At 50.7% G+C, this 26,458-nt stretch carries 28 protein-coding genes; 21 read left to right on the forward strand and 7 right to left on the reverse strand.

The features are described 5' to 3' along the window. Window positions 1–352 precede the first annotated feature (352 nt). The 11 genes from EXW96_RS01285 to EXW96_RS01335 all read left to right on the forward strand — a co-directional run bounded on the left by EXW96_RS01285 (window position 353) and on the right by EXW96_RS01335 (window position 11,759). Entirely contained in the window at window positions 353–1,966 is a 1,614-nt protein-coding gene (locus EXW96_RS01285) for a transporter substrate-binding domain-containing protein (RefSeq protein ID WP_174349663.1), read from the forward strand. Continuing rightward, window positions 1,963–2,280: a sensor histidine kinase gene (locus tag EXW96_RS01290; protein ID WP_174349664.1), complete on the forward strand. Its 318-nt coding sequence runs from the start codon at window positions 1,963–1,965 to the stop codon at window positions 2,278–2,280. Before EXW96_RS01285 ends, EXW96_RS01290 begins: the two co-directional genes overlap by 4 nt. Continuing rightward, window positions 2,280–3,653 (forward strand): sigma-54-dependent transcriptional regulator, encoded by a 1,374-nt coding sequence (locus EXW96_RS01295; protein WP_137670345.1) that lies wholly within the window; start codon window positions 2,280–2,282, stop codon window positions 3,651–3,653. The genes EXW96_RS01290 and EXW96_RS01295 overlap by 1 nt, the downstream gene beginning before the upstream one ends. Window positions 3,654–3,676: 23 nt before the next feature. Beyond that, window positions 3,677–4,678 (forward strand): TAXI family TRAP transporter solute-binding subunit, encoded by a 1,002-nt coding sequence (locus EXW96_RS01300; RefSeq protein WP_137670344.1) that lies wholly within the window; start codon window positions 3,677–3,679, stop codon window positions 4,676–4,678. 74 nt (window positions 4,679–4,752) lie between these two features. After that, a complete protein-coding gene (locus EXW96_RS01305; RefSeq protein WP_174349665.1) occupies window positions 4,753–5,541 on the forward strand; it encodes an SDR family oxidoreductase in 789 nt (262 codons plus the stop codon). Window positions 5,542–5,957: 416 nt separating this feature from the next. Further along, window positions 5,958–6,704 (forward strand): NtaA/DmoA family FMN-dependent monooxygenase, encoded by a 747-nt coding sequence (locus EXW96_RS01310; protein ID WP_309224980.1) that lies wholly within the window; start codon window positions 5,958–5,960, stop codon window positions 6,702–6,704. A gap of 189 nt (window positions 6,705–6,893) precedes the next feature. Next, window positions 6,894–7,919: a tripartite tricarboxylate transporter substrate binding protein gene (locus EXW96_RS01315; protein ID WP_062409713.1), complete on the forward strand. Its 1,026-nt coding sequence runs from the start codon at window positions 6,894–6,896 to the stop codon at window positions 7,917–7,919. A gap of 24 nt (window positions 7,920–7,943) precedes the next feature. Then, the gene (locus EXW96_RS01320) at window positions 7,944–8,759 is read left to right on the forward strand and encodes an MmgE/PrpD family protein (RefSeq protein ID WP_174349667.1); all 816 of its coding nucleotides are present in this window, start codon (window positions 7,944–7,946) and stop codon (window positions 8,757–8,759) included. 54 nt (window positions 8,760–8,813) lie between these two features. After that, window positions 8,814–9,128, forward strand: a complete 315-nt coding sequence (locus tag EXW96_RS01325; RefSeq protein ID WP_309224981.1) for a hypothetical protein — start codon at window positions 8,814–8,816, stop codon at window positions 9,126–9,128. Between the two features lie 44 nt (window positions 9,129–9,172). Then, complete coding sequence (locus EXW96_RS01330) at window positions 9,173–10,282, forward strand: AbrB family transcriptional regulator (RefSeq protein WP_174349669.1); 1,110 nt, start codon at window positions 9,173–9,175, stop codon at window positions 10,280–10,282. 208 nt (window positions 10,283–10,490) lie between these two features. Beyond that, window positions 10,491–11,759: an MFS transporter gene (locus tag EXW96_RS01335; protein ID WP_174349670.1), complete on the forward strand. Its 1,269-nt coding sequence runs from the start codon at window positions 10,491–10,493 to the stop codon at window positions 11,757–11,759. Here the strand turns inward: EXW96_RS01335 and EXW96_RS01340 are convergent. Then, window positions 11,731–12,618: a LysR family transcriptional regulator gene (locus tag EXW96_RS01340; RefSeq protein WP_174349671.1), complete on the reverse strand. Its 888-nt coding sequence runs from the start codon at window positions 12,616–12,618 to the stop codon at window positions 11,731–11,733. The genes EXW96_RS01335 and EXW96_RS01340 overlap by 29 nt on opposite strands. A gap of 575 nt (window positions 12,619–13,193) precedes the next feature. Between EXW96_RS01340 and thyA the strand changes: the two genes are divergently transcribed. The 4 genes from thyA to EXW96_RS01360 all read left to right on the forward strand — a co-directional run bounded on the left by thyA (window position 13,194) and on the right by EXW96_RS01360 (window position 16,309). Further along, window positions 13,194–13,988: a thymidylate synthase gene (gene thyA, locus EXW96_RS01345; protein WP_174349672.1), complete on the forward strand. Its 795-nt coding sequence runs from the start codon at window positions 13,194–13,196 to the stop codon at window positions 13,986–13,988. Between the two features lie 59 nt (window positions 13,989–14,047). Beyond that, window positions 14,048–14,584: a dihydrofolate reductase gene (locus EXW96_RS01350; RefSeq protein ID WP_174349673.1), complete on the forward strand. Its 537-nt coding sequence runs from the start codon at window positions 14,048–14,050 to the stop codon at window positions 14,582–14,584. Between the two features lie 74 nt (window positions 14,585–14,658). Beyond that, on the forward strand, window positions 14,659–14,976 hold the full coding sequence (locus EXW96_RS01355; protein ID WP_054818494.1) for a hypothetical protein: 318 nt from the start codon (window positions 14,659–14,661) through the stop codon (window positions 14,974–14,976). Window positions 14,977–15,082: 106 nt separating this feature from the next. Continuing rightward, complete coding sequence (locus EXW96_RS01360; protein WP_254611172.1) at window positions 15,083–16,309, forward strand: MFS transporter; 1,227 nt, start codon at window positions 15,083–15,085, stop codon at window positions 16,307–16,309. Window positions 16,310–16,385: 76 nt separating this feature from the next. Here the strand turns inward: EXW96_RS01360 and EXW96_RS01365 are convergent, their stop codons facing one another. Together EXW96_RS01365 and EXW96_RS01370 are read right to left on the reverse strand one after the other, a co-directional pair. Further along, window positions 16,386–16,529 carry a hypothetical protein gene (locus tag EXW96_RS01365; protein WP_171005907.1) on the reverse strand — a complete coding sequence of 48 codons (144 nt, stop codon included), beginning with the start codon at window positions 16,527–16,529 and terminating at the stop codon, window positions 16,386–16,388. Window positions 16,530–16,554: 25 nt separating this feature from the next. Next, window positions 16,555–17,823, reverse strand: coding sequence for a glycosyltransferase family 2 protein (locus EXW96_RS01370; RefSeq protein ID WP_174349674.1), 1,269 nt, complete (start codon window positions 17,821–17,823; stop codon window positions 16,555–16,557). A 316-nt stretch (window positions 17,824–18,139) separates the two neighbouring features. Between EXW96_RS01370 and yyaC the strand changes: the two genes are divergently transcribed. Further along, complete coding sequence (gene yyaC, locus EXW96_RS01375; RefSeq protein WP_254611173.1) at window positions 18,140–18,595, forward strand: spore protease YyaC; 456 nt, start codon at window positions 18,140–18,142, stop codon at window positions 18,593–18,595. 110 nt (window positions 18,596–18,705) lie between these two features. Here yyaC and sugE read toward each other — a convergent pair whose 3' ends face one another. After that, window positions 18,706–19,020, reverse strand: a complete 315-nt coding sequence (gene sugE, locus EXW96_RS01380) for a quaternary ammonium compound efflux SMR transporter SugE (protein WP_054818497.1) — start codon at window positions 19,018–19,020, stop codon at window positions 18,706–18,708. A 32-nt stretch (window positions 19,021–19,052) separates the two neighbouring features. After that, on the reverse strand, window positions 19,053–19,634 hold the full coding sequence (locus EXW96_RS01385; RefSeq protein ID WP_054818498.1) for a TetR/AcrR family transcriptional regulator: 582 nt from the start codon (window positions 19,632–19,634) through the stop codon (window positions 19,053–19,055). A 205-nt stretch (window positions 19,635–19,839) separates the two neighbouring features. Between EXW96_RS01385 and EXW96_RS01390 the strand changes: the two genes are divergently transcribed. After that, complete coding sequence (locus tag EXW96_RS01390; RefSeq protein WP_054818499.1) at window positions 19,840–20,130, forward strand: hypothetical protein; 291 nt, start codon at window positions 19,840–19,842, stop codon at window positions 20,128–20,130. Between the two features lie 168 nt (window positions 20,131–20,298). Beyond that, on the forward strand, window positions 20,299–20,949 hold the full coding sequence (locus EXW96_RS01395; RefSeq protein WP_174349675.1) for a DUF3298 and DUF4163 domain-containing protein: 651 nt from the start codon (window positions 20,299–20,301) through the stop codon (window positions 20,947–20,949). Between the two features lie 297 nt (window positions 20,950–21,246). Here the strand turns inward: EXW96_RS01395 and EXW96_RS01400 are convergent, their stop codons facing one another. Further along, on the reverse strand, window positions 21,247–22,584 hold the full coding sequence (locus EXW96_RS01400; RefSeq protein ID WP_027093557.1) for an IS1380 family transposase: 1,338 nt from the start codon (window positions 22,582–22,584) through the stop codon (window positions 21,247–21,249). Window positions 22,585–23,008: 424 nt separating this feature from the next. Here EXW96_RS01400 and EXW96_RS01405 point away from each other — a divergent pair, with 424 nt between their 5' ends. Continuing rightward, entirely contained in the window at window positions 23,009–23,314 is a 306-nt protein-coding gene (locus EXW96_RS01405; RefSeq protein ID WP_174349676.1) for a hypothetical protein, read from the forward strand. Between the two features lie 191 nt (window positions 23,315–23,505). Next, a complete protein-coding gene (locus EXW96_RS01410) occupies window positions 23,506–24,153 on the forward strand; it encodes an NAD(P)H-binding protein (protein ID WP_174349677.1) in 648 nt (215 codons plus the stop codon). A gap of 124 nt (window positions 24,154–24,277) precedes the next feature. Here EXW96_RS01410 and EXW96_RS01415 read toward each other — a convergent pair whose 3' ends face one another. Continuing rightward, the gene (locus EXW96_RS01415) at window positions 24,278–25,531 is read right to left on the reverse strand and encodes an ISL3 family transposase (protein WP_309224977.1); all 1,254 of its coding nucleotides are present in this window, start codon (window positions 25,529–25,531) and stop codon (window positions 24,278–24,280) included. A 270-nt stretch (window positions 25,532–25,801) separates the two neighbouring features. Between EXW96_RS01415 and EXW96_RS01420 the strand changes: the two genes are divergently transcribed. After that, a complete protein-coding gene (locus EXW96_RS01420; RefSeq protein WP_174349678.1) occupies window positions 25,802–26,392 on the forward strand; it encodes a DedA family protein in 591 nt (196 codons plus the stop codon). Window positions 26,393–26,458 lie beyond the last annotated feature (66 nt).

The raw sequence follows: 26,458 nt of genomic DNA on the forward strand, positions 1-26,458 counted from the left end.
ACACGTTCCTCCCGGTTTTTCAATTTGGGTACATGACTTTCTGGATTTGACACTTGTAAAAGCGCTTTCGTAAAACTTGACCGACCCTCCTTACAAAGCTTTATAAAAAATTTTTTTCTCCTTTCAGTAAGGTAAATGAGCAAATTTCATGCCAATGATTTTTCTGTTGAATTCACCGTTTACCCACAGGAGGGGCGGCATTTTTTGCCGTATTTCCTATCGAGAAGCGGCAGTTTCTGCCTATAATGGAGTGAAGCCTCTGATTTGAAGGGAAAAGATGGCTCTTTTCCGCGCCTTTTTAAAATGCTATCTTTTTATATAAGAGTCGTATTCTTGGAAAAGGTGTCCGAAAATGAGAAAGATTATACTTTGTACACTGATTCTGGTATGGTTTCCTGTAATTTCAGGATGGGCGGCGCAAACGGATCTGCCTTTCCAGCAACATGTATTGAGGGTCGGATTCGAGCGTGATCATCCGCCGTTCTCCTACCTGGACGAGAATGGAAGGCCTTCCGGATTTAGTGTTGAGCTACTAGGGACAATTGCTAGGCATGCGGGCCTGGGACTGAGATATGTCGCCATCGAAACGAGCAATCCCGAACCGCTCGATCAGGGAAACATCGATCTGGTATTGGGCATGAAATACAGCGCCGCTCATAACGAGTTAGTCGATTTTTCAGAATCCTACCTTTCGTTATCCGACGCGCTGGTCGTGCCCAAAGAAAATAAGGAAATCTACAATTTGTCGGGACTCAAAGGGAAAACGGTTGCCGTCCAGCGCGGGAGCAGCGCCTATGACATATTGGAGGACATCCGCAACGTCAGAATGAATATCGCCTCCAGTCAAACGAAAGCGCTGGAAATTTTAAAACATCAAAGGGCCGATGCGTTTGTCGGAAATTATGAAGTGATTCGGCATTATTTTACCAAGCATGACCTCTATTCGGATTATGATGTGAGAGTCAATTCGATTCATTCTTATGAATACGCTTTCGCCGTACGCAAAGGAAATTACGAGCTGGTCCGCCGGTTAAATGAAGGAATCAAGCTGGTGCAGCAAAACGGGGAATACCGCCGGATGTATAATCATTGGTTTCCGCCCTTATTCCCGCAGGATACCCTTTGGAGACAAATCGCCTGGCTCCTGGGATCGGTTTCGATTGCGGTATCCATGTTCATGTTGTTTATTTATATGATGAACAAAAGGTTAAAAAGGGAAATTGGACGACATACCAAAAGGCTCAGAAACTATTTGACCTTTCAACAGCAAATTCTCGATACCATCGATAACGGCATTTTCTCCATCAATAAGGATAAAATCATCCGGCTGGCCAACAAGCGTGCGATGGAAATATGGAATTTGAAGACCGATCCTGTGAATACCTGCATTTCCGGTTCTTCTTTATTCAGGGAAATCGAGCGGATTCTCGATCTGCCTCTGGACGAAAAGGGCCATGAGGGGGAATTCGTGTTGATTCAGGAGGGTTCGGAGGAGAAGCTGGTCCATTATTACGCGGCCGTGCTCCGCAACGATTTGGACGGAGAGCTTGGATGGATCATCAGCATGCAGGATCGAACGCAGGAAAAAAACCTGCAAAATAAACTGGTCCTTCAGGAAAAGCTCCGGTCTTTAGGTCAACTTGTTGCCGGAATCGCTCACGAGCTGCGAAATCCTTTGACGTCCATGAAGGTGTTTATTGAGCTGCTTCCTTATAAAATCGATGATCTTCGCTACAGGCAGGAGTTTATGAAGCATGTACCGGCCGAACTCCGCCGATTGAACCATGTGGTGGAGGATCTGCTGGATTATACGCGAAGTAAGGTTCCCGTGAAAGAGCGGGTGGATTTGCATGAGTTTCTGTCCTCCGTTATGAAGCCGTTTGAAATTCAATACGCCTCTCAGCCGATTCAATGGATCAACGCGGTGGTTCCGGGCATTTCGCTTATTTTGATAAGCAGCAGATGAAGCAAGTGTTCATTAATCTGATTACGAATGCCATCGACGCCATATCGGAGAGCAATGTGAAAGCGATTACGTTCGAAGCCGAAACGGAGGATAGCTGTACGAGCATTCGGATTATCGATACGGGAGCGGGGATCCCGGACGATGAAATGTCCAGGCTGTTCCAGCCCTTTCATACAACCAAAAGGAACGGAGTAGGTCTGGGTTTATATATTTGCTACAATATCCTGTCCGAGCATGGCGGTGATATCGATGTTCAATCCGTTCCCGGCAAGGGGACGACCTTTACATTAAAATTTCCCGGGGGTGAATTTTAATGAATTCCGTCTTGATCATTGATGATGAACCAGCCATTTGTACCTCCCTGATGTTTGCGTTGGAAGACCAGTATCAAGTGTTTACGACGACTTCACCCGATGAAGGCCTGGTTATGATAGGAAAAGAAAATATCGATGTCGTGCTGCTCGATATGCGGATCGAAGGGGTTGACGGCTTGTCGCTGATTCCTAAGCTGCTCGAAATTTCCCCGAAAACTTCCATTATTGTCATGACGGCGTTCGGAACGATCGAAACGTCGGTGAAAGCGATGAAGCTGGGGGCTTACCATTATTTGACCAAGCCGATTAATTTGGATGAGGTCCGCATTTTAATTGAAAAATCGCTGCACATCAACGATTTGAAACAAGAAGTTAGGCGCCTTCGCGAGGTATTGCGGCCGGAATACAGCTATTGCGGCATTATCGGCAAAAGTTCCGCAATGAGAAGCTTGTTTCAACTCATCGCTAAAGTGAAAAACATTGACTCGAACCTGCTGATCACAGGAGAAAGCGGGACGGGCAAAGAGATGGTGGCCAAAGTATGCCATTCAGAAGGAGCGCGGCATAAATATCCTTTCTCCGCTTTGAACTGCGCGGCTATACCGGAAACCCTGCTCGAAAGCGAACTGTTCGGGCATGAGAAGGGAGCCTTCACAGGGGCGTTTCAACGAAAGGAGGGGGTGTTCGAGCAAACGCATGGCGGTACGATTTTTCTCGATGAAATCGGAGAGCTGCCCCTTCACCTGCAGGCCAAGTTGCTCAGAGTCATTCAGGAGCGGGAAGTCGTCCCGATCGGTTCCCACCGGCGCAAGCCCGTTGATGTCCGAATCATTGCGGCGACCAATCGGAACTTGGCCGAGGAGGTCAGCAAAGGCGCCTTCCGCGAGGACTTGTATTACCGTTTGAATGTCATCCCTGTCCATGTGCCGCCGCTGCGCGAAAGAATGGAAGATTTGCCGCTGCTGATCCATCATTTTCTTCAAATCTACGGTGTGAAAATGGGCAAAACCGATGTCCGCTTTCATTCCTCGGCCATGGATGTGCTGTACCGCCATTCTTTTCCGGGAAATGTGAGGGAACTGTCCAATATCATTGAATATGCAGTCGCCTTGGCCAATGACAGCTTGCTTAAAATTCACGATCTTCCTGTTTATTTGCAGGAGAAGGCTTATGAGAGAAAAGACGGCGGCCGGCAGGGAGGGGATGGGATCTTCATTCCCTCAAGACTGACGTTAGAGCAGGCCGAACGGGAGTTTATTTTGCATAAGCTGCAAATTTGCAACGGGCATCGCAAAAAAACGGCTGAATCTTTGGATATCAGCGAAAGAGGGCTCAGGGATAAATTATCCAAGTTTTTGCCCTCCAAGGATTAGCCGGAGAAAGCGGGGAATTCATTATGCGGCAAAGATTTTTATGGGTTCTTGCGCTTATGGTTACGGGGCTTTCCCTATTTGTCTATCATACGATTCAGTCTTCGGGCAATCAACCGGACCGGAGCCATTCTGACGAAACCATCGTGACCATTGCGACAGGCAATGCTTCCGGCCCTTACTTTACGATTGGGAGCGCTTTAGCCAAAAGGTATGAAGAGAAGCTCGGGATCAATGCGTCTGTCATAACGACGGGCGGCTCGGTGGAGAACATGGGACTGATGGAAACGGGAAAGGCGGATATGGCTTTTGCCATGTCGGACGCGGTTACTTACGTTTACAGCGGAACCGGGGGAATCAAAGAAATGAAAGATTTACAGGCCATGGCAGGGCTGTATTTGAATTGTGTGCAAATTATTACGCTGCATGGCAGTCCCATTCATACCGTCTCCGATTTAAAAGGCAAACGGGTCGGCGTGGGCGCTCCCGAGAGCGGGGTGGAGGTGAATGCGCGCATGCTGCTTGAGGCCCTCGGCATTACGTATCAGGATATTCAGCCCGAATATTTGTCCTATACCGAAGCGGTGGAGCAATTAAAAAATCAAACCATTGATGCCGCCTTCTTTACTTCCGGGCTGCCTAATCCGTCGGTCACCGAGCTGGCCAAATCGAAACCGGTCACGATCGTTCCTATCCCGATGGAGGAAGTAAGGAAACTGAAGGAAACGTACCCGTTCTTTCAGATGACGGAAATTCCTGCGGGCACATACCGGAACGACGTCTCCATTCCTACGGCGGCCACGCTGAATGTGATGCTCGTAAGAAAAGAGCTGGATGAAGAGCTCGTGTATAAGCTGACCAGAGAGTTGTTTGAAAGCTTGACTTATTTACAAAGGGCTCATCAGGCGGCCCATTCCATTGATATTGGGAAGGCGAGGCAAAACCTCCCGATTCCGGTTCACCCCGGCGCGGAGAAATATTATAAAGAAGCTCAGCTGTCGGGCACATTTTCGGAATCGGGGAGGTGACATGCAGCCGGATTGCACCAAGAGGATGCAGGTTTTATCATCGGTTAAAACGAAGAGGAGAGGACGTTGATCTTATGGATCTCGGATTAAAAGGAAAATCGGTTTTGGTAACAGCGGCGAGCAAGGGGCTTGGCAGAGCGAGTGCATTAGCATTCGCAAACGAGGGAGCGGCGGTCACGATAGCAAGCCGCAACCTGGAAGAGTTGAAACGGGCGGCTTCCGATATCGAAGCCTCCTCGGGGCAAAAAGTAGCCGTCGTTCAGATGGACGTAACCCGTGAGGAGGACATCGCTCATGCCGTTCAGACCGCCGTAGAAGCCGGGGGCGGCCTGGATGTATTGGTGACCAACGCCGGCGGTCCTCCTGCGGGTTCGTTTGCTCAATTTGACGACCACGCATGGATTAAAGCCTTTGAACTTAATTTATTGAGTGCGATACGTCTGGTTCGTGCGAGCCAGCCTCATCTGCGGGCCCAAGGGGGAGGAAGAATCGTGATGATTACCTCCTCGACGGTGAAGCAGCCGCTTCCAAATATGATTCTGTCCAATACGATTCGTGCAGGGGTCCATGCTCTTGCCAAAAGCTTGGCCACAGAGCTTGCCGGGGATGGGATCTTAGTCAATACGGTGGCTCCCGGACGCATTATGACGGATCGAACAGCCGAGCTGGATCGGATAAAAGCGGAGAAGCTCGGCGTCCCCCTTGAGACGATTCAAGCTGATTTAACGGCTCAGATTCCCCTTGGCCGATATGGTCAACCTGACGAGTTCGGCAGGGCGGTTGCATTTCTGGGTTCCTTCGCCAATACCTATATTTCCGGACAAACGCTGCTGGTAGACGGAGGCATGATTAAATCTTTATAGACCGTTAATTACTCCTTTGATGTGAGAAAAACACTTGGGATCTTCAAGTTCTCAAGTGTTTTTTTTAATTTAAAAGAAGCCCTTTTTGCATTTTTTTAATGGGTATTTCATACTTCACCCTTGGAAAAAGGGCTTTGGGTTGGACACGAAGCATGTTCCTACCATTCCCATTAATCCAACTTCACACATTGGATTAATGAGTTTAATATATATTTTCAGAATGCTGACTCGACAACGGGAAGCTCATTGATCCATTTTTTCTTCCCAAAACAACGAAAGATATGGCAACAACTAAAGAGGTGGAAAATTGATGAAGAAAAGTGACAAAACGTTGCATTTGGGAGCGTTTTTGTATGCGGTAGGCCATCATGCCGGAGGATGGCGGTACCCTGATAACGAAATTAGCAGTCTGCTGGATTTGTAAACATAAAGGGGAATTTTTCCAGGTAAAAGGTCCGTTGAATGTGCCTCGCGCTCCGCAAGGCCGTCCGGTTTTGGTGCAGGCCGGTTCTTCCGAACGCGGCAGGGATTTTGCCGCCCGCTGGGCCGAAGTTATCTTTACGGCGCAGCCTGCGCTGGAAGGAGCGCGCGAATTTTATAAAGACATTAACGGGAGGCTGGCCAAATTCAACCGGGAGCCGGGATCGGTTAAAATCATGCCGGGCGTTATGCCGATCATAGGTGAAACCGAGGCGGAAGCGAAAAGAAAAGAAGAGCTGCTGAGAGAATTGGTTCATCCGCTTGCCGGGCTTTCCCTGCTTTCCGACAGTATGAATCAGGACTTGTCGCAATTTGATTTGGACAAGCCGCTTCCGGAACTGGATACGATGCGGGGTAACCAAAGCCGCCAGAAAATCGTTGCGCAGCTGGCAAAAGAAGAAGGGCTGACGCTGGCGCAGCTGGGTAAACGCTTCGGAGCAAGCCGCTCACACCGTGTGCTCGTCGGAACGCCTGCACAAATCGCCGACAACTTTGAAGAATGGTTGGAAAAAGAAGCGTGCGACGGGTTTAACATCATGTGCCCCTATTTGCCGGGCGGTTTAAACGAGTTTGTTGAATTGGTCGTGCCGGAACTGCAAAGAAGAGGTATCTTCCGTAAGGAGTATACCGGCGCCACCCTGCGGGATCACTTCGGCCTTGAGCGCCCCGATCCGGCCGTTTAGTATTTGACTGCCTGGGACGCAGCGGATGACCTACAGCATGCAGCCCTTTTCAACGGCATTCCATTTATCCCTCCGCTCATCGGACTGTTCGCCGTATCGGAGGTTTTTGGACTGCTCGGTAATCACAGCATACGGACGATGGAAAAACCCCAAAAATACTCACTTTTCGACGGAAGGAGTTACTATACTATGAAAACAAAGTGGTTAAAATGGTCATTCATTTTTGTAATCATTGCGCTGTTTACGGCGGCTTGCGCCGGCGGCGGTAATAACACAAGTGATGCGGGAAGCAGTAATACAACTCAGGGGGGAGCCGCAGGCGCCGGTGAAAAAGCGGATAAATGGCCGGAAAAGCCGATTTCGATTATCGTCTGGTCCAAAGCCGGTTCCGGCGTGGATGTGATGGGGCGTCAGGCCGCCAAATTCCTGGGAAATCAACTGGGAAAATCGGTTGTCGTCGAGAATATCACGGGCGGCGACGGAGCTTCCGCCATGCAGACCATCCTATCCAAACCGGCTGACGGATATACGATCGGCGTCAACACGCGGAGCCAAATGATCAGTTTGAACACCGACTTGAAAAACGATTTTAACCTGAATGACTTCCACTTCATTTCCATAAACCAAGGGGATCCTTACGCCTTGGTCGTCCGTCCGGGTACCGGTCTCGACACGTTTGAAAATTTCGTCCAATCCGCTAAAAACAGCGAAAAATTCGCCATTGGCGGATTCGGCGCCAACTCGGCCCACCAGATTTTTGCCTCGGATCTGGCGAAAGCCGCAGGCTACTCCTTTGAATGGATACCTTATGCCGGAGGTTCTGAAGCGGTGACACAGCTTCTCGGCGGACATATCCAGGCAGCCCTTACGAATGTCGGCCAAGTACTCGAATATGTAAAAGCCGGCCAATTGAAGATTATCGCTGTTTCTAGCGCTGAAAAGATGGATGAAATTCCGGACACGCCTACGTTCACCGAATTAGGATTTCCCGAACTGGAATCGTCTCATTGGCGCGGCTTCTATGTGAAAAAGGGCACGCCGAAAGAGATCATTGCCAAATATGATGAATTGTTCAAGGCCTTATCGCAAGATAAAGAGTGGGTGAATTACCTCGATGCCAACGGATTGACCAACGATTTTCGGCCCAGCAGCGAAAGTCATCCGTTCGTGGAAAAAGAATTTGCCGAGATCGGCAAAAAACTGGCGGGGAACTAGGCCTGTGACCGGAGGGATTTTTACATGAACCATCCCACTGGACGACTGGCTGCGTTCGTCGGGAATACCCGTTATGAAGAACTTCCCGACGATGTGGTCAAGAAGGTAAAAGAATGTTTTCTGGATACGCTCGGCTGTATTCTGGAGGGAAGCAAGGGCGAAGAATTCCAAAAGGCTTTTACGGCCATGAACCTGCTTGGCGAAGGCAGCTCCAGGATTTTCGGAACAGATGAGCGGACTTCCCTGCAGAACAGTGTGCTGCTGCACGCCCTGATGGCTCATGCCACGGAATTTGACGATTCGCACAAGCAGTCCAAAACCCACCCCGGAGCAGTGATTATTCCTGCTGCTCTTGGGGCCGCATGGCTTCACGGAAAAATCAGCGGAAAACAGCTTATCGCTTCCATTGCGGCCGGGTATGAGGTTACCCTTCGGCTGGGGAAAGCGCTCGGGGCGGGCGAGCACAGGCTTAAGGGATGGCATGCGACAGCCACATGCGGCATCTTTGGCGCCGCAGCGGCGGCAGCCTCGATACTGGGTCTGGATGCGGAACGGACCATGAGCGCCCTCGGTTCGGCGGGAACCCAAGCTGCCGGAATATGGGCATTCACATCGGACGGGTCGATGAGCAAACCGCTCCATGCCGGAAAAGCCGCGCAGGGAGGGCTCATTTCCGCTGTATTGGCGCAAACCGGCTTTACCGGCTCGCGCTACATTCTGGAGGCGGAGGACGGCGGATTTTTCAAAGCTTTTGCTCCTTACAAAACGTCAGATTGGCAGCAAGAACTTCTGCACGGTTTGGAATCTCCCGATGCTTATGAAATCCTGAACGTTGCCTAAAAGCCGTACCCATGCTGCCGCACGACACATGGAGCGATTGAAGCCGCGCTTCATATTCAACAGAAACAGAATGTCCCTGTTGAGCGGTCTGAAGAAATGGACTCGCTGTTTCCAAAATTGTGGCCTTGCGAGGTAGAGGTGGAAACCGCAGCGGGCGAAATCTACAAGCATCGCGTCGATATTGCCAAAGGAGATCCTCTGTCTCCGCTCAGTGATGTTGAGCGGGTCGGCAAATTCAGAGGCTGCGCGGACGGCGTTCTGCCGCCATCGCAAATTGACGGCATCGTCGCCGCGGTTAACCATTTGGAGGACATTGACGATCTTCGGCCGATCACGGAATTGTTGATTTCTGCCAAAAAGATTACCTGATCAACTACTAATAGACTAAACTGCTAAGGCGAAAGGGTACTGCGATGAGAAAGATGCAAAAGGGCCTTATATCTGTCTTGGAAACCGGACTGATTGGCGCCATTGGCGCGGTATTGTTTTCTTTGCTGCATATGCCTCTGCCTTGGATGCTCGGTGCACTTACGTCTGTGATGGTTTCGCGGCTTGGAATTCGCCGGACTTTGGCCTGGCCTTCATCCTTTCGCCACATTGCGCTCGCCATACTCGGTTTTATGCTGGGATCTTCATTTTACAGTGTGAATTTGCGCCAAATGGCGGCCCAACTCCCTTATATGGCCGCTTCAACGGTATTCATCTTATCGGTTGCTTTTGTGACAGGCTATTTACTCTACCGCAAGTTGAATTTAAGCCCGATGAACGCGGTATTTGGCTGCATGCCCGGCGGATTGAACCATATTATCGCCCTCAGCGGCGAATCCAAGCAAATCGACCTGACCACTGTTGTGCTGATGCAGACGATCCGTGTTCTTACCGTAACGTTTATTGTGCCGTTTATTGCGCTGCATACGTTGACCGGCTCAGGCGGATCCGGAAACCATTACAGTTTTCCCGGTGAGGGATCGGCTTCTCTTTTTTCGTTTTTATTATTTGCCGTGGTGGCGGCCGCAGGTTTCTTTGTCGGCAAGAGGATCAGGCTCCCGGGAAGCTCATTGACCGGGCCCTTGCTCGCCACCTCCATTGTTGTGCTGTGCGGCGCCACGCCTCCCCGGGTGCCGGATACGGCGGTGCTGCTTACCCAGCTCAGCATCGGCATCCACCTTGGGCTGCAGATGAAGCCGGACTTTCTAAAAGACATGCGCCGGCTGGGCATATATACGGCGGCCAGTAATGTGATCGTCGTTTTATGCTGTTTGGGCTGCGCTTTGCTGCTGTGGTGGGTCACTCCCATCGATCTGACGACAGCCTTTCTAAGCACATCTCCCGGGGGAATCGCGGAAATGGGAGTCACCGCGGCTGTCGCGCGAGCCGATTTGTCAGTCGTCAGCGCATATCAGCTGTTCCGCTTGTTCTTTATCTTTTTTGTGGTGATTCCCGCGGTGCAGTGGTATTTCACCCGTCAGGATCAAAAAAAGGGCATGTCAGCGAATAAGGTCAGAGGCACTGACCCCCAATAACAAAATAAATGTCAATTTAAGCAGCCAGTCGTCGAAATGGAATCGGCGACTGGCTGCTTTGTTTTGAATGTGAAATGTGTTTTTTTAATTACATATATGCATTAAAACATTGCAAAAGATCAATTTTACACATCAATTATTCGGGTGTATTCTAAATAGAAAAAATGAATCTGGAAGGATATGAACTCAAGTGGGGATGACATCAAAGATGCAAGCCGATGTTGGTTTAGAACATCGTGCAGGGATATTGGACACGAGGAGCCGGGAATACCTGAAGCGCGGAAGCAAGGAGTATCAGCGGGGCAGTCTGGCTTTATTCGCTGCGGGGGTGGCCACTTATGCGGTGTTGTACTGTGTTCAACCGTTGTTTCCGGTTTACTCCAGGGAATTCGGTTTATCGCCGGCGGCTGTCAGCTTGTCTTTATCCGTCAGTACGGTGCTGCTTGCCGTCTCGCTGCCGTTGGCAGGCTTTTTGTCCGATCGTATCGGGAGAAAATCACTTATGGCGGCTTCACTCTTTGTGTCTTCGCTTTGCTGCTTGTGCACGGCTTTCGTGCCCAATTTTACAAGCCTGCTTATCGTCCGCGCGATTCAGGGGATTGCCCTTGCCGGTCTTCCTGCCGTGGCGATGACTTATCTGGCCGAGGAAATGGAGGCCAAAAGCCTCGGGTTCGCTATGGGATTATATATCAGCGGGAATACGATAGGCGGACTGTTCGGGCGGGTCGCAGTCAGCATGGTAACCGATGTATATACATGGAGAATGGGCATAGGTGTGTTGGCGGTCATCAGTCTGTTGGCGAGTCTGTATTTTTGGCGCAACCTGCCGCCTTCCCGGCACTTTAAACCGCAGCGGACAGAACCCAAAGCCAACCTCCGTCTTTTTGCCGTACAGTTCCGCGACCCCGCACTGATCCTTCTTTTTGTGTTAGGCGCGATTTTGATGGGGAGCTTTGTCACGCTGTACAATTACTTGGGGTTCCGGCTGCTCGAACCGCCTTTTCGTTTGTCGCAAACGCTGGTCGGATGGATCTTCCTTCTATACCTGGTGGGGACATTCAGTTCTTCGTGGATGGGAAGGGCCAGCGACCGCATTGGGCTGCGCATTGTTTTGTGGATTAATGTCCTATTGATGCTGACGGGAATCCTGCTGACACTCTCGGCGCATTTGGCTGTGCTGATCATCGGCGTGGCCGTGTTCACCTTCGGATTTTTTGGCGCGCACTCCACAGCCAGCTCCTGGGTCGGAAGCAGGGCTTCCATAGGAAAAGCGCAGGCCTCTTCTTTGTACCTGCTGTTTTATTATGTAGGGTCGAGTCTGGGCGGATCCATCGGCGGTTTGTTCTGGAGCCGGTTTGAATGGGCGGGGATTGTCGGCATGATTACCGTTATGATTGGCTGCGCCATGCTGGTTTCCTTTGTATTAACCGCTGTTTTGCCCGAGAATTCTAATCTGCATTCTCAAAGTAATGCATGACAAATTGCAGAAACCGTTCGGCCGGGGGAGACAGATACCGCTCCTTCATCCAGGCTGCGCCGATGATCCGGTAGCATTCGGGCGAGCTTACGCTTAACTTGACCAGTTTCCGGTCGGTCAATCCTTTCACATCAGGAATAAGGGCTACACCCAGTCCGGCGGCAACCAGGCCCGCCACGGTGGGAACCTCTTCTCCCTCAAAAGCGATTTTGGGGGCGAAGCCGGCTTCTATGCACAGACGGTCAATGACGTTCCGGAGTCCGTAGCCTTTCTTAAAGGAAACCATTGGCTCGTCGGAAATTTCTTCCAATGAGACGGCTCCGCGGTTTGCCAGCGGGTGATGGGCGGGGACGAAAATAAACAGCTCCTCGCTCCATAATTTTTTCCATTCCACCGAAGGATTGGCTTCATCCGGAGAAGAAAGCAGACAAAGGTCGATCGAGCCTTGAATGAGCTGCTGTAGCAAGGAAGCGGTATTGCTTTGATTCAGCTGAAAGCGAATATTCGGGTAGCTGGCGCGAAACGTAACGATGAGGTCGGGAATGAGATGGGATCCGAGCGTATGGAGAAATCCCAGCATGACTTCCCCGGCTTCTTCATCCAGCATGTTCCGAATTTCATGCTTTCCTTCCTCGTATTCTTTCATGATGCGGTGAACCCGCCTTAAAAACAGCTCTCCGTAGCGGTTCAGCTTGATGGAACGGCCCACCCGGTCAAACAGCGGAACGCCCAGTTCTTCCTCCATCCGGGAGATGGAGCGGCTAAGTGCGGATTGCGAGACGGACAGGAATTGGGCTGCGCGCGTCATATGCTCCATTCGGGCTACGGTTTGAAAATATTCAAGCTGCTGCCACTCCAATCGGATCACCTGGCCTTGATCGTTTATTCCCCATGATTATATCACAGCGCGCAGAAAAGAATGTATCCGTCCTTCTTGGGATTTGTGCTGCTGCCGCCGGGTTTGGACGAAGGCGGCAAAACAGCTCCCAAAGTAGTATCCCCGATGGAACACTTCTGCTAAGCTTTAGGGTTAGAAAACGATATCGTATCGGTAATTCATTGGCGATTGTTTATGTAGGACGAATTGTTCCAAGGAAGGGGATACCTGTACTGATAAAAGCGACGAATATGGTTCGGCAGACGCTTGTCAACATATACTGCAATTTCTTAAGTCGTGATCAAAAGGGGGACTTATATTTCGTTCGAGCGGATTCCATGGTTCATAATAACATATGACAATGCGTACATTTCTTTCCTCGAAGAACACATAGATCATCTTGGCCGGCGGGTTGTCTATCATGCTTCCGCATATCATGAGGAATTTCAGGATTCATGTATGGTAATGAAAATATAGTTAAAAACCTCAACTCGTTATATAATGAGATGTATTCATTCCTCGCGGCCGGCGAAGAAAGTATCTTAAGAGGTGAAGCAATGAGAGCGTATTTGGACCTGCTAAGTGATATACTGGAACAAGGTGTCCGTAAGGATGATCGAACCGGCACAGGCACCATTTCCGTTTTTGGAAGACAAATGAGAATCAATTTAGCTGAAGGATTTCCGCTGCTGACAACCAAAAAACTGCATATTAAATCCATCGTTCATGAACTCCTGTGGTTCTTAAGCGGCAGTACGAATGTCAATTATCTGCGTGAGAATGGTGTCACGATCTGGGATGAATGGGCCGATGAGGAGGGCAATCTTGGTCGTGTCTACGGTGCGCAGTGGCGTACGTGGCCGGCGCCGGGAGGGCAGACGATTGATCAAATTACCAAAGTGATTGAACAGATTCGGCATAATCCGGATTCCAGAAGACATCTGGTGAGTGCATGGAATGTGGCAGAAATCGATCAGATGGCTTTGCCGCCGTGTCATTATGCATTTCAATTTTATGTTGCCGATGGCAAACTGTCGTGCATGTTTCAGATGAGATCCGTGGATACCTTCCTGGGACTGCCGTTTAATCTGGCGTCTTATGCTCTGTTAACCCACATGGTGGCTCAGCAATGCGATCTGGAAGTCGGCGATTTGGTGTGGACAGGCGGCGACGTTCATATTTACCTGAATCACCTGGAACAAGTAAAGCTCCAATTAACCAGGGAGCCGCGTCCGCTGCCGACGCTGAACATCCTGCGCAAGCCGGAGTCCATTTTTGATTACCGATTTGAAGACTTTGAGTTTATCGACTATCACCCGCATCCCGGGATTAAAGCGCCCATAGCGGTCTAATCGCTTGATCAGCCCCGATTTGTCGGGATTTGTGGTGTGGTATCAGGAGGAAGGTTCGAATGACGATATCGTTAATATTTGCGATGGATGAAGCCCGCGGAATCGGCATAGACAATAAACTGCCATGGAGGCTGCCGGCGGATCTGGCGTTCTTCAAGAAAACGACCTTGGGGCATACGATACTGATGGGCCGCAAAACGTATGATTCGATCGGCAAGCCTTTACCGGGACGCCGTAACGTGATTCTGACGAGGGACCCTGAATTTAAGGCCGAGGGCTGTGAAGTCGTGCATTCGGCGGAGGAAGCCGTTAAACCTTATGGCCGCGGAGGGGACAAGGTGTCCGAAGAGCTTTTTGTCATCGGAGGCGCGGAGCTGTTCGGCCTGCTGCTGCCGCATGCGGACCGGATGTATATTACCGAAATTGCCCATCGCTTTGAAGCGGACACGTTTTTTCCCGAGATTGACCGTACGCAGTGGCGGGTCGTGTCGCGGGAAAAAGGCATACGGGATGAGAAAAACCCGTATGATTATGAATTTGTCCTCTATGAACGGGTTAGCGGACAAGCCGATACGGAACTCCAACAAGTGGAATGAAGCGGGCCGTTTATGCGCATCTTAAAGGGTGAATCATGTGCACATCCAGTTTACCCGAGAGGAAGATGCCGAACATGACACAGGTCAACCAACATCAAATGCCGATCCGCCACGTCATCGACAATGCGGAGAAAGCCATGCAGAATGCCAAAGACGCTGAGATGGCTGTGCGCCACGCCCAACTGCAATCCGATCCGCATAAGCTGTCCTTCGCCATTGGAGAGATGAAAGCGGCTCAGCATCTTTTGGAGCAAGCGCAAAGCCAGATCGATGCGCAGGATCATGGACACCATCATCAGGAGCTCGCGCAGGTTCAGCATCAGTTGGAGCAAGCGCTGCAAAGCCTGGACGAGGTCGCTTCGAACACGGAGCAGCCAAGACAGATACGCTGAAGAGGTTGGGGAAGGAAAAGGGCGGGACGTCTCTTTCGGATGCCTATCCTTGGGATTGTATTTCCCGTTTCCGAAATAAACAGGAAGTTTGGGAGAGAAGGATGTTATGAATGTGTTGCTAAACCCATCCCGTTCCGCATTTCGGAACGGGATGTTTCGTGTGTTTATCGGCGGCAGCACGCTGTATCGCACCGGAGACTGGATGGATTTTGTCGCGATCAACTGGATTGCGCTGCAGGCCGGCGGGTCGGGGACTTTCCTCGGACTGGTCAATCTTTGCAGGCTGCTGCCGATTTTTCTTGTCAGCCTGCCGGCAGGAACGCTGGCGGACCGGTACGACAGGCGGATGCTGCTGATCTATGCCCAAGCCGGCAGTCTTGTTCTGACCTTGGGGCTTAGCCTGTGGATGGCGATGGACGGGCCGCTCTGGTTGTTTTTGGCCCTGATTGCGGCGCGCTCTGTGTTTTCAGCGATGGAGACGCCGGTGACGCATGCCCTGCTGCCCAATCTGGTGCGGGAACAGGAGCGGGGGAGCGCGATCGCCTGGAACAGCGCGGTGCTGAATTTGTCGCGCATCATCGGTCCGGCGGTTGCCGGCGTGATGCTGACGACGATGGCGCCGTCGATCATTCTCTGGATCAATGCCGCGAGCACGCTGGCCATGATCCTTGTCGTGACGGCGGTGAAGCCGCTCCCTTCTGCAGAGGAGCCGGGCAGGGCCGCCATCGTGCAGGATTCAGGCCAGCATGGCACCCGTGAAGCATGGCGCTATATCCGCTCGGAGCCGGCAGTGCAATCGCTCCTGCTGCTCGCGGTTGCGCCGATGGTTTTCGGCTTCCCTTATACATCCATGCTGCCGCTCTTCACGCAGGAGCTGCTAGGCTTCGGTACGGACAAGCTGGGCCAGCTGCTGTCCGTATCCGGAGCAGGGTCGCTTCTCTGCTCGCTTTGGCTCTCGCTCGGCCGTGAAGCCCGCCGGCCCGGCCGCTGGCTGGTCTTGTCCCTGCTCGGCTTCGGCGTCTCGCTCTGCGGATTCATGGCGGCTCCCGCCTTCGGGTGGGCGGCCGCGGCCATGTTTGCGGCAGGCTTGTTCGGACAAGCCTACCGCACGATGAGCCGCATCGCCATGCAGCAGCAGGTGCCTGACCGGCTGCGCGGGCGCATCATGAGCATCGCGCTCATGGACCGCGGCTTCATCCCGCTGGGCGCACTGCTGATCGGCTTGGTCGCCGATATGGCCGGAGTCCTGACCGCAGGCCTTCTGATGGGAACCGGCTGCGTCGCGATCACCGTGGGCGTGCTGGCTTGGCGCCGTGAGCTTTGGCGGATGTAGCGGCCGATAAATAAAAAGGCGGACACGCCGCCGTGTCCGCCCAATCTGTGGAACCTGTCGTTTTACAGCTTGTTCATCAATACTGCTGCACGTGCTGATAAAGCACAATCAGCGCGAACGTGAGCAGTACGCTGACCAGGGCATACTTCCATTGCTTCAACGAGGAGTTCGCGATGTTTTGTTTGTTGTCCCGTACTGATCTGGTTCGATTGAAATTCATAATTGACCCCCCCGAATGCTCATGATTATGAATTTGGATCCTTCATCTGTCGGAGTTCCTTCAGTGAATAAAATGTGCCCCTCCAATAAATGCCGCCCTGCCGCAGCGTCAGCCATACCGAACGGCTCACGACATAACAAAGCAAACTGACGGTGACGGGAAGCGCAAGCACCTCGATCCCGCCTTCGCCTACGATCGACCGGATCAGCAAAAAGTACACGGTGAGCATCAGAAAGACGGATAAAGCAAACGCTGCAGCTGCCCAGCCGGATGCCAACACGATACCTGCAATCGGAAATAAAAACAACGCCAGCTGCCCGATGACCCCAAGCACTGCGAAGCTGATCCGATAGCCGAAGCCGGAAAATATATTTTTCTCCAGCCCGCGAACAGCCTCGCTCAAGCCGGGGTACCACTCCACCGAGATGTGGCGAACGCCGGAGGCAAGCCTTTGGCGCAGTCGGGCCCGTTTCACCTGCCGCCCGAGCTGGAGGTCATCGTCCGGCCGCATCGCGATCGCCTCGTGCGTACCGATTCTTTCATATGCCCTTCTTGTAATCAGGTTGAAGGCGCCGACGCCCATACCGTGCCTGTGCTGTAAATCATCGTTCACCCGCCACGGACGAATAAATAAAGACAAGGCAAAAAAGAAATAGTGTACAAACGCCTTGAGCCAAAACCCGCGTGCGAGCATCCGCGGGGCGAGCGTTAAGTGATCCGCATGCTGCTCCTGCATATAACGTACCGCATCCGCAACGGTATGCGGATCGAACTGCACGTCCGCATCGGTAAACAGCAGGTACTTGCCCCGGGCCTGCAAATAGCCCTGGTATAAAGCGTGATTTTTGCCCAGCCATCCGGACGGCAGCGAGGTGATATGGATGACCCGCAGCGGGACGGTGATGCCTTCCCGGCTTTCGGACCAGCGGCGAAGCTCGTCCAACCGGCGGCCGGTTGCATCCCGGGAGCGATCGTTGACGGCGATGATTTCAAGCTTCGGATACGTTTGGCCGAGCAGATGCCTGACCGTATCCGCGATAGAGGCTTCCTCCTCTTTGGCAGCGATAATGACGGAAACCAGCGGTGTATCCGGCACAGAAGGCCGGGAGCCCATCAGCCCGGGAGCAGCCGAGATTTTCCTGTTTTCACGCCCGTTCGATTTCTCTAAGTTAAACCCGGCATCCCCAGCGGAACGGGGAAGGCTGAACATCCATTTTCGGGATCGAACCGTATCCCACAGCATGAACAACCAGTAACCCAGCGCAACCAGCGCCCAGACTTCCATGATCCGCATCGACCAACCACCTGCGCTTTCTGCCGAATCTGGATCAAAACACAACAGTTATTTCAAATTATACCACGTGCTTCAGACGGACAACATATCTTCTGATCTTGAAACGGATTCTTGAACGGACGATAGCCATACGGTATGCTACAAGTGTATCGTACCATCAGCTTGGCGCTTATCTCAACGATCATGATGCAAACGGAAGGGGAAAAAGGATGACTAGTGATCAGGCCGGGCCGATTTATCGCAAAAAACTGAAAGCGGCTGAGCTTCCTAATTTTTGGATCGCATCCGCGGCGAGGGAGTAGGGGTACACAATTTATTGTTACTGTGTATCGGCACGGATCGCTCGACCGGAGATGCGCTTGGTCCGCTGGTCGGGACCATGCTGCAGGAAGCGGGCTATCCGCATGTGGTCGGAACGCTGGCGTTTCCGTTCGATGCGAGCAATATGCGTGAACGGCTGCGGGAAATACCTCCCGGCCTCAAAATTATCGCCATCGATGCCTGTCTGGGCCAGACGGTGTCATTAGGGTGGTATCAGGTGTCCAATCGTCCGATCGAGCCGGGCAAATCGGTGGGCAAACAGCTGCCCCGTGTCGGCGATTATTCCATTGCGGCTATTGTTAATGTGGATCAAGGGCAAAAATATGCCGTATTACAAAGTACTTCATTATATAGGGTGATGACGATGGCGAGGGAAATTGTATCGGCCATTTGCAGCGTATTTCCGCTGGATCCCGAAACAGCAAGAGCAGAGAAAGAAGGCAGCGAATGAGGGATGGCGTAAGACGTCCTGGTGATGCCAAATCCGCAGCGCCTGCGGCAGCAGGCGGCGTTCATTACTCTAAGCGTGCTATGGGCTTGACGCCGGCGGCGGCCGGCACATTAAGCCGTAGCCTTCAAACCGACAATGCCGACGACGATTGCAAGAACGAATCCAAGCCGAAGCAAGTCGCGGGGCTCCCCGAGAAACAGCATGCCGAAGACTACGGTGCCCACTGCGCCGATTCCTGTCCATACCGCGTAAGCCGTTCCGATCGGCAGGGTCTTGAGAGCCATCGACAGAAAGTAAAAGCTTACGATCATGGCAGTGACGGTTATGACGCTGGGCCAAAGCCTCGTCCATCCGTTAGTTGATTTTAGTCCCATTGCCCATACGATCTCCATTAATCCGGCGATAAACAAATAAATCCATGCCATGGTCTATCCTGTCCTTTCTTTGAGTGAATAAGCTATGAAGTGGTAATGCCCTTCCAATAGATTCTCCAAACCGTATCGAGCCGATGCTCCCAATCCTCGCTTTTGTAATAAAACTGTTGAATGAACGAACCGTCAAGCAAGCAGTAATAGGAGGCGATTAAATCCTCGGGACGTTCACGCCGCAGCAGGCCGGAATCCATGCCTTCATTAAAAAGAGCCGTCAATAATCCGTTGAGCTGATCTTCTGAAGCAGAAAACCGCTCGCGCAGGGTTTCCTGCAAAGCTGCCGGCGGGAACAGCATCACTCTTTTGAGGAAGGTCATGTGCTCTTCGCTCAGCAAATACGACCGGCAAGCGTCATGGATGACTCTATACAGCTGTTCTTCTATGGTTCGCCCCTTCAGGCTCTCGATTAGAGCCGCCATTCGGGCGGTGTGTTCAGCCAGACAATCCTCGAATACGGCAAGGAATAAATCTTCTTTGCTTCTGAAATGAGCATAGAGCGACGGCGTTTTGATTCCGACTTCCTTGGCGATTTCCGACAAGGGAACGGCATCGTACCCATTCCTGGCAAAAAGACGAAGGGCGGCCGATTTGATTTTTTGCACTGACATGCTTTCTTCCCTCCTTTTCCTAACTAACGATAATTAGGCACTGCTGATTATAAATTCTTTTGCCTGAAAAAGCAAGCCGCCGCTTGAAAGCCGCTCCTTGAAAAAGTTCACATAAACGGGTTCGTCCGCATATATAATGGGTATTACTCTTTAATTCAGCTTGTTGTGCGAATAGCCCAACGCACATGGAAAGGAGCGCATGCTTATGCGTCAAATCAGACATATCAACTTGGCCGATGAGAACAGCCGCGTCTACTGCTGCTTGCGCAATAAAATCGTTAAGCTCGATGAAGAGCAAAAGAAAGGGTTTTGCGCAAGCTGCCGAATGTATGCGGGAGATGCGGGAGGACAGGGTGTGGAATGCGTCTGGGGGGACATGCGCCCCGTGAGCGATCCATACGTGGTGAATAATCCGGGAGCGGAGCTGCTCAGCAACCAAAAGAAGCAAATCGGGAATACCGATTACCTGTCCACATGCGCCGCTTTTGCCGGATAAAAACGCCTATATTGGTGTCCTTTCAAAGATGCCAGACCTTTAATGGACCTCTGTCAATAGATTGGACACATAAAAAGACAGTTCTATTTGTACCGGGCTCTTCACACCACCGGGTATTCGTCCGCATATACTGGGCATAATCTTACGATACGCCGGGAGTGTGAGACGATGGAACAAATCGATACGGAGAAGCGTGAAGGAAGAGAAAGGATTATTACCAGAAGTCTGATAAAACCGCGGCTGAACGTTCATTATCCTCAGGTGGTGGGGCTGAAGAACGGGTTGGTGCGCCGCATGATCAACAACTCGATTTTGGATGCGGTGTACGATCTCATCCGGCTGCAGGGCTACGTAAAGGACCCGACGAAGACGCTTACCGGCGATTATCATGTCAAGCTGTTCAAGAACGGGCTGCTCAGCCTCCTCTATGAAAATTACGGTTATGCGCAGCATGCGGCTCACGGCATCACGTATCAAAGCTCGCAGACATTTAATTTGGAAGACGGCAGCGAATACCGGCTAGAGGATTTGTTTAAGCCCGGAAGCAATTACGTCGACCGTTTGTCTGATATCATCAGGCGCGAGTTTAAGTCCCGTGACATCCCGATGCTTACGGAGTTTAAGGCCATAGACAGGAATCAGTCCTTTTATTTGACCGATCAGGCGGTCGTGATTTATTTTCAATTGTACGAATATACCCCTTATGTCTACGGCTTTCCTACGTTCGAAATCCCTTTTCATGACATAATGGACATCATAGATCCGAACAGACCGATCGGCAGATTATTAAATGCGCAAACGGAACCGGCCCCTGCATAGGGAGCCGGGTTTTGTTGTTTTTGCGGGCAGCCGACTCGCGGCAAGTTTATCGATGTTTTGAAAAATATGGTCATTTGAACCTGAATCCGTGACAAACTTAAGTCCACTCCGCCAGAGAGGGCAGTATATGGAAAAAAGTAATCGGAAATCCCCCCATCAGCTAAAGATTCGTGATGAAAACAAATCTACAAATGACAGAATCCATCAAGCAAGGCATGCTCAATAAGCCTTGCTGTTTACGGTAAGGCCGGAACAGGGAAGAGCAGTTTGGGTTGGTCTGGATGGCGAAAAATGGATTCAGGCAAACGCTTGGTACACTCGTCGTACGGTCTGAAACCAGGGACTGTATCGCCCAAAATTGAAAATCGTTTGACGAGCGTGTCGGCTGACTCTAGCCGCGATGTACACGATGTTTTGAATCACGGTGCGGATGCGGCGACGTTGTACGCCTCCCCGAATCGGAGCATCGTCTTGGCGCAAGCTTTCCTGCCCCATGATGCGGAGCAGGTTGTAAGCGAACACCCCCGCGTGCAAAACCAGATCGTTGGTATCGAATTTGCCGGCGGGCAGTCGCTCCAAATCCAGATCCGTCTTCAGCTCACTATGAAATTGTTCGCTCGTGCCGTGATCGCGATACAACTCGATGACACGCCACGGCGAGCAGGTAAGAGAAGTCCAATAGACGTTCACTTCAATTTCCGGGAACAGGAGCATCTGACCTTCACGGTCGATCGTCCGTACGATCACTTGAAACACTTGACGAAGGGCTTGATCGAAGCCTTTTTCGGGAAAGGCGATCACGCCCATGTATTCCGTCTTGCCGGGGCGCTGCTCACAGGCCATGCCCTTGTCTTCGGCGATCCGTAGCCAACTTTCCTTGGATGTATTGCGCAGATTGACCTTGATGATATAATCGACCTCTGGCTCAGCATGACACACCTGCAGATTTTCCAGACTGTCGTGAGCGGAATCCATCCGCACGAGAAGGCGCTCTTTCGTGATGCGCCGGGCATACTGGATGCTTTCGCGCAGAAAATCAGCGCCATCCTTCTGACTGTGCGTGCTGCCTTCCCGAAGCTGCACATTCACGCTATACCCCTCCTGTCCGAGGTAGGCGAAAATGGGGGCGTAGCCGAACGTGCCTTTGTAGGTCAACGAAACACCCTCTTTTTTCGTACCGGAGTTATCGAACGGAGAGACATCGATATCCAGCGGAATCACCGTATGCTCGCCTGCTGTCAGTCCGGTTACAGGTGCTTTTACGTTTCGAATCAGATCGGCGGATTCTTGAAGCAGGATCTCGTTCCAGTTGGCATTCATCGTTTGAGCTGCGGCATCCAGACGCTGACGGAGCGTCGGGCTTGACGGCACCTTGCGGACACCGAGGCAGGTTTGGAATACGGGATCTTTTCGGAAAGGTTCGATGTGGTCGAAGTCGCTTTTGCCTTGGCAAAGCAAGCCAAGATAGCTGGTCATGACATCGCCATGACTGTGAATCGGGTTCTCCATTCCTTTCACGGTGGAGCGATTGAGACGCTGCGGCAATCGGGTATGGGAAAGCAAGGCGCCGACGGTGGCCAGGCCAGCATGCGTAGTCAACAGAATTTCCTTAGATTGGGTGAATTGGATTCTCATATGTAGCACCTCGCAGGTGAAAGTGGATCATTCATGGTTCCTTTAAAATTCACCATCGGAGATGCGATTTCCTTTCTTTTTCTTCTTTTTCACAGAAGAACTATCACGGATTCAGGTTGAATAGAAATTTACTGTTTGTGGAAAAGTAAACATACAAATCAAATTTAACTAAAAAGAAGGAGATCTAAGGTGCTTACTTTTTTACTTATAGCCGCGCTTATCGTTTGTGTAGTGGCCCTCATCTGGTCATTGATAGCCATACGCAATCAACAACATAAAGAATTAGACAAAGGCATGAATGAAACGACGATCAAACATCCGATTCTGGCAAACCCGATATTAATTGCGAATATATTATTTCCAATCATACTTGCATTGGGAGCAATATTAGTCATGTATTTAACTCGGTAAATGGAGGATAGGTATGGACAAAAACAAGTATTATGTATCGGTGCAGGCGGGGACAATCATGGCCAACCAAGGCGATGCGGCTTACGAATTCGAAATAGAAGCCACACCGGAGGAAATTGTCAAACTTCAAGAACTGTTCGAGGATCAATATTACATAGAAAATGACAATTTTCTTCGGACCCATGCGGCCGGTGTTCCTTATCATCACGATGCATCGAATGATGCGTATGACATGGGCTTGCACGATATTTATTCATTGATCTATGAATTAGGTACCCCCGAAACCAAGAAGCATATCGAAAGCATGCAAATATTATAATAAAGACAGCCGAATATAGAATGGAAAAGCACCGGTGAGAAGCTTCTTCCATTTACACGCGCAGGCCCTAGACGATAAACTGTAGAGGGCTTTTTGTGGTTTATCTGCTAAAGGTTGAGTTTATAATGGCGTCCCATTACTATAAATATAACGAGGGCAGCTGTACATAAAAAAGAGATAACGGGGAGGCCGTGATGAAAAACACAGCGATAGTAGCCGGAGCGACGGGATTGGTCGGCCGCGAGCTGGTCAGACTTCTTTTGTCGGACCTTGAGTATGACAAGGTCATCGCTTTGGTCAGACGTCCGATCGAGCTGAATCATGAAAAGCTGATCCAGCGAATGACCGATTGGGAAGAGGGGCCGCTTGAGCAGGCTATAAAGGATGATCTGAACGGTTCTCATGTATTTTGCGCTTTGGGCACAACCATACGGAAGGCCAAAACCAAAGAGCAATTCCGTAAAGTAGATTTCGATTATCCTGTACGGCTTGGACGACTGGCCAAAAAGTACGGTGCTTCGTCGTTTTTGATCGTCTCCGCCATGGGAGCCTCCAAGGATTCCCTGTTCTTCTACAGCCAGGTGAAGGGAGAAGTGGAAGAAAGCCTCAAGGACCTGGATTTACCTTCATTACATATCTTCAGACCCTCGCTTTTGCTGGGGCAGCGAGATGAGTTTCGATTCGGTGAAAAAATGGCGGAGATCCTCGGCGGCTTGTTTTCATTCCTAATGATCGGAGGCTTGCGACAATATAAACCTATTACCGGGACCGCGGTGGCACAAGGAATGATACAAGCGGCTAAGAAGGGAAGTGGCTCTTCGCTCTACTGGGTGGGGTAGAGGCGCAAATATTAGTTTTATAACCCTTCCGCCTCTAAGAGAATTTCAGAGATTGAAACAGCCCTCAAGAAGAGCACTTGACCGCTGTTTCAATCTCTGAAGCGTGGTATTAAGGCGGTAAGGGTTATTGTGCTCGGCGTGCTCCGAGCGTTGGAAGTCGGAGCTTATTCGCGGTCATGTAGACCATGGCGATCAGATTTTCTACGTTGCGGTAACCTCTGGCTCGCCGTTTGGCTGCTTGCACCAGACCATTAATACCTTCGAGCAAACCGTTCGTCATCTTGCTGTGGAACCAGCGTAATATGCCTTCCTCATGTTGCTTGATCGTCTTGGCTAAGCTAATCATGGGCGAGAGCTTTGATCGAGTGGCCCAGCCGATCCATTCCCGCAAATACATATCCGCCAAAATATGCGGGGTAGTCCAGAGATCCTGTAAGGCCAGCTTAAGACGGTAAGCCCGCCCAGTCTGCAGGTTGCTGTCCTTTAGGCGCAGTAAGGTTTCTTTCTGCTCCGCTTTGAGGTTTGCTTCGTTCTTCAACCAGATGTATTTCGTTCGCTTCAGTTCTGGCATTTGCTTCTGCTCTTGAATTCGAACCTCATCCAGGGCTTCGCCCACCAGCTTCATCACATGAAATTTGTCAAAGGTGATCTCGGCATCAGGAAAATATTCCTCAATGCCTCGGATAAAGGCGGGTGACATATCGCAGCATACTTCTTCAATCTGCTGCGCGGCAGCACCTTTTGTTGTCAGATACGACTTAAAGCGCTCCAACGTATCCATTCCTTTGCCTTCAGTTGCAAACAGCACGGTTTTGCGATCAACATCAACAAACAGGGTAATGTAGCGGTGCCCTCGCCTAGATGACGTCTCGTCAATCGCAATCCGTTTCACCTTGGATATATCAAGCTCTGCCATCGCTTTATCGACGTAGTGATGGAAGATGCGCCACATCCGTGTGTCATGTTCTCTCAGCTCACGGGCTGCCGCATTGACGGGCATTTCCGCCATTAATCGCATCGCCCATGCTTCAAAGAGCAAAGTGAAATGAGAAAGCGGTCTGGCCCACTTCACCGATACTTGCGTTATCTTGTTACACGCCTTGCATTTTACTCGTGGCATTCTGGCGTGCATATATGTTTTCCAATTCCAGAAGTCCAAGTGTCGCCAGGTCTTCTTCTCGGAGTCATATGCTTTACAAGCGATCCCGCATAAGGGACAAGCGAAGGTTGCTCCTCGTGCAAAGTCGATAAACAGGTGCCAAGCTTGATCCATATCGTCAAACTCAACATGCGTCAATTTCCATGGTTCTTCCAACTGTAACGCCACTTTGAACATCTCTGAAATCATATTGTCACTACTGCTTAATGTAGTCCACACTAGTCATCCCGCCCTATTAATCATCTTACAGAGCAGTATTGACTAAATTTCTATTAAGCAGACATTAGCCATGAACTATAGCGAGGAAGCAGGGAAGTAAAGGAACGCGAATCTATCGTTCCGATCAAATTAAAATCTTGTAATGTTAGAATCAACACAGGGATCGGCCGCGGCGGGTCCCTGGTTGGATTCCGGGATCACTTGAAACAGGCGGATACTATTTTCTATAATAAGTAGGATAGATTTCCAATTTATATAAAGGAGTTTTCAATGGAACGGTTAATCCTTGAATTCATTCATTTCCTGAAGAGGCTGTCCTATTCCGGTCTCGTTATCGCCCTTACCTTTGAGTTTGTTCCCGCAGAGCTCGTACTTCCGTTAGCAGGCTACTGGGTCTTTCAGGGGGACTTCCAGCTGATTCCGACCATCCTTGCCGGAACGATCGGCGGTACAACCGGCCCTCTTACTTTGTACCTGCTGGGCAGATACGGCGGCAGACCTTTTATCGAAAAGTATGGAAAATATTTTTTCATTCGCTCCCACCAGCTGGTCGCATCGGATCGTTTTTTTGAGAAATATGGCGGCGGAGTAGCCTTTTTCGGAAGATTTTTGCCTGGTGTAAGGACGTTAATTTCAATCCCCTGCGGCATAGCCAAGATGAATGTCATCAAGTTTTCAGTGTATACCTTTTTGGCCATGCTGCCTATTACATCCCTATATGTTTATTTGGGATATAAACTAGGCCCTCAATGGGAACATGTAGCTCCTTTGGCCAAGCAATATATGATGCCGATTTCCCTTGTGATCGTGGTAGGAATACTTGTCTACGTTGTAATCAAACGCAAACTGAGGCCTGCTTAAGAATACTTGTCTCCTTGTTAGAAAATATATCGCTTATACCGAAACGAGCATTCAGGAATCCATAGC

Source organism: Paenibacillus sp. JMULE4, from assembly GCF_013337105.1.
In the GTDB taxonomy this organism is placed as follows: domain Bacteria; phylum Bacillota; class Bacilli; order Paenibacillales; family NBRC-103111; genus Paenibacillus_G; species Paenibacillus_G naphthalenovorans.

Excerpts from the sequence above, each read along its gene's own strand:
- EXW96_RS01360 (WP_254611172.1), top strand. The coding sequence starts at position 15,083 with ATGAATGTGTTGCTAAACCCATCCCGTTCCGCATTTCGGAACGGGATG.
- EXW96_RS01335 (WP_174349670.1), top strand. The coding sequence starts at position 10,491 with ATGCAAGCCGATGTTGGTTTAGAACATCGTGCAGGGATATTGGACACG.
- EXW96_RS01290 (WP_174349664.1), top strand. The coding sequence starts at position 1,963 with ATGAAGCAAGTGTTCATTAATCTGATTACGAATGCCATCGACGCCATA.
- EXW96_RS01295 (WP_137670345.1), top strand. The coding sequence starts at position 2,280 with ATGAATTCCGTCTTGATCATTGATGATGAACCAGCCATTTGTACCTCC.
- EXW96_RS01370 (WP_174349674.1), bottom strand. The coding sequence starts at position 17,823 with ATGCGGATCATGGAAGTCTGGGCGCTGGTTGCGCTGGGTTACTGGTTG.
- EXW96_RS01395 (WP_174349675.1), top strand. The coding sequence starts at position 20,299 with ATGGAACAAATCGATACGGAGAAGCGTGAAGGAAGAGAAAGGATTATT.
- EXW96_RS01315 (WP_062409713.1), top strand. The coding sequence starts at position 6,894 with ATGAAAACAAAGTGGTTAAAATGGTCATTCATTTTTGTAATCATTGCG.
- EXW96_RS01305 (WP_174349665.1), top strand. The coding sequence starts at position 4,753 with ATGGATCTCGGATTAAAAGGAAAATCGGTTTTGGTAACAGCGGCGAGC.
- EXW96_RS01320 (WP_174349667.1), top strand. The coding sequence starts at position 7,944 with ATGAACCATCCCACTGGACGACTGGCTGCGTTCGTCGGGAATACCCGT.
- EXW96_RS01390 (WP_054818499.1), top strand. The coding sequence starts at position 19,840 with ATGCGTCAAATCAGACATATCAACTTGGCCGATGAGAACAGCCGCGTC.
- EXW96_RS01330 (WP_174349669.1), top strand. The coding sequence starts at position 9,173 with ATGAGAAAGATGCAAAAGGGCCTTATATCTGTCTTGGAAACCGGACTG.
- sugE (WP_054818497.1), bottom strand. The coding sequence starts at position 19,020 with ATGGCATGGATTTATTTGTTTATCGCCGGATTAATGGAGATCGTATGG.
- EXW96_RS01285 (WP_174349663.1), top strand. The coding sequence starts at position 353 with ATGAGAAAGATTATACTTTGTACACTGATTCTGGTATGGTTTCCTGTA.
- EXW96_RS01300 (WP_137670344.1), top strand. The coding sequence starts at position 3,677 with ATGCGGCAAAGATTTTTATGGGTTCTTGCGCTTATGGTTACGGGGCTT.
- EXW96_RS01400 (WP_027093557.1), bottom strand. The coding sequence starts at position 22,584 with ATGAGAATCCAATTCACCCAATCTAAGGAAATTCTGTTGACTACGCAT.
- EXW96_RS01365 (WP_171005907.1), bottom strand. The coding sequence starts at position 16,529 with ATGAATTTCAATCGAACCAGATCAGTACGGGACAACAAACAAAACATC.
- EXW96_RS01350 (WP_174349673.1), top strand. The coding sequence starts at position 14,048 with ATGACGATATCGTTAATATTTGCGATGGATGAAGCCCGCGGAATCGGC.
- EXW96_RS01405 (WP_174349676.1), top strand. The coding sequence starts at position 23,009 with ATGGACAAAAACAAGTATTATGTATCGGTGCAGGCGGGGACAATCATG.
- EXW96_RS01385 (WP_054818498.1), bottom strand. The coding sequence starts at position 19,634 with ATGTCAGTGCAAAAAATCAAATCGGCCGCCCTTCGTCTTTTTGCCAGG.
- thyA (WP_174349672.1), top strand. The coding sequence starts at position 13,194 with ATGAGAGCGTATTTGGACCTGCTAAGTGATATACTGGAACAAGGTGTC.
- EXW96_RS01355 (WP_054818494.1), top strand. The coding sequence starts at position 14,659 with ATGACACAGGTCAACCAACATCAAATGCCGATCCGCCACGTCATCGAC.
- EXW96_RS01420 (WP_174349678.1), top strand. The coding sequence starts at position 25,802 with ATGGAACGGTTAATCCTTGAATTCATTCATTTCCTGAAGAGGCTGTCC.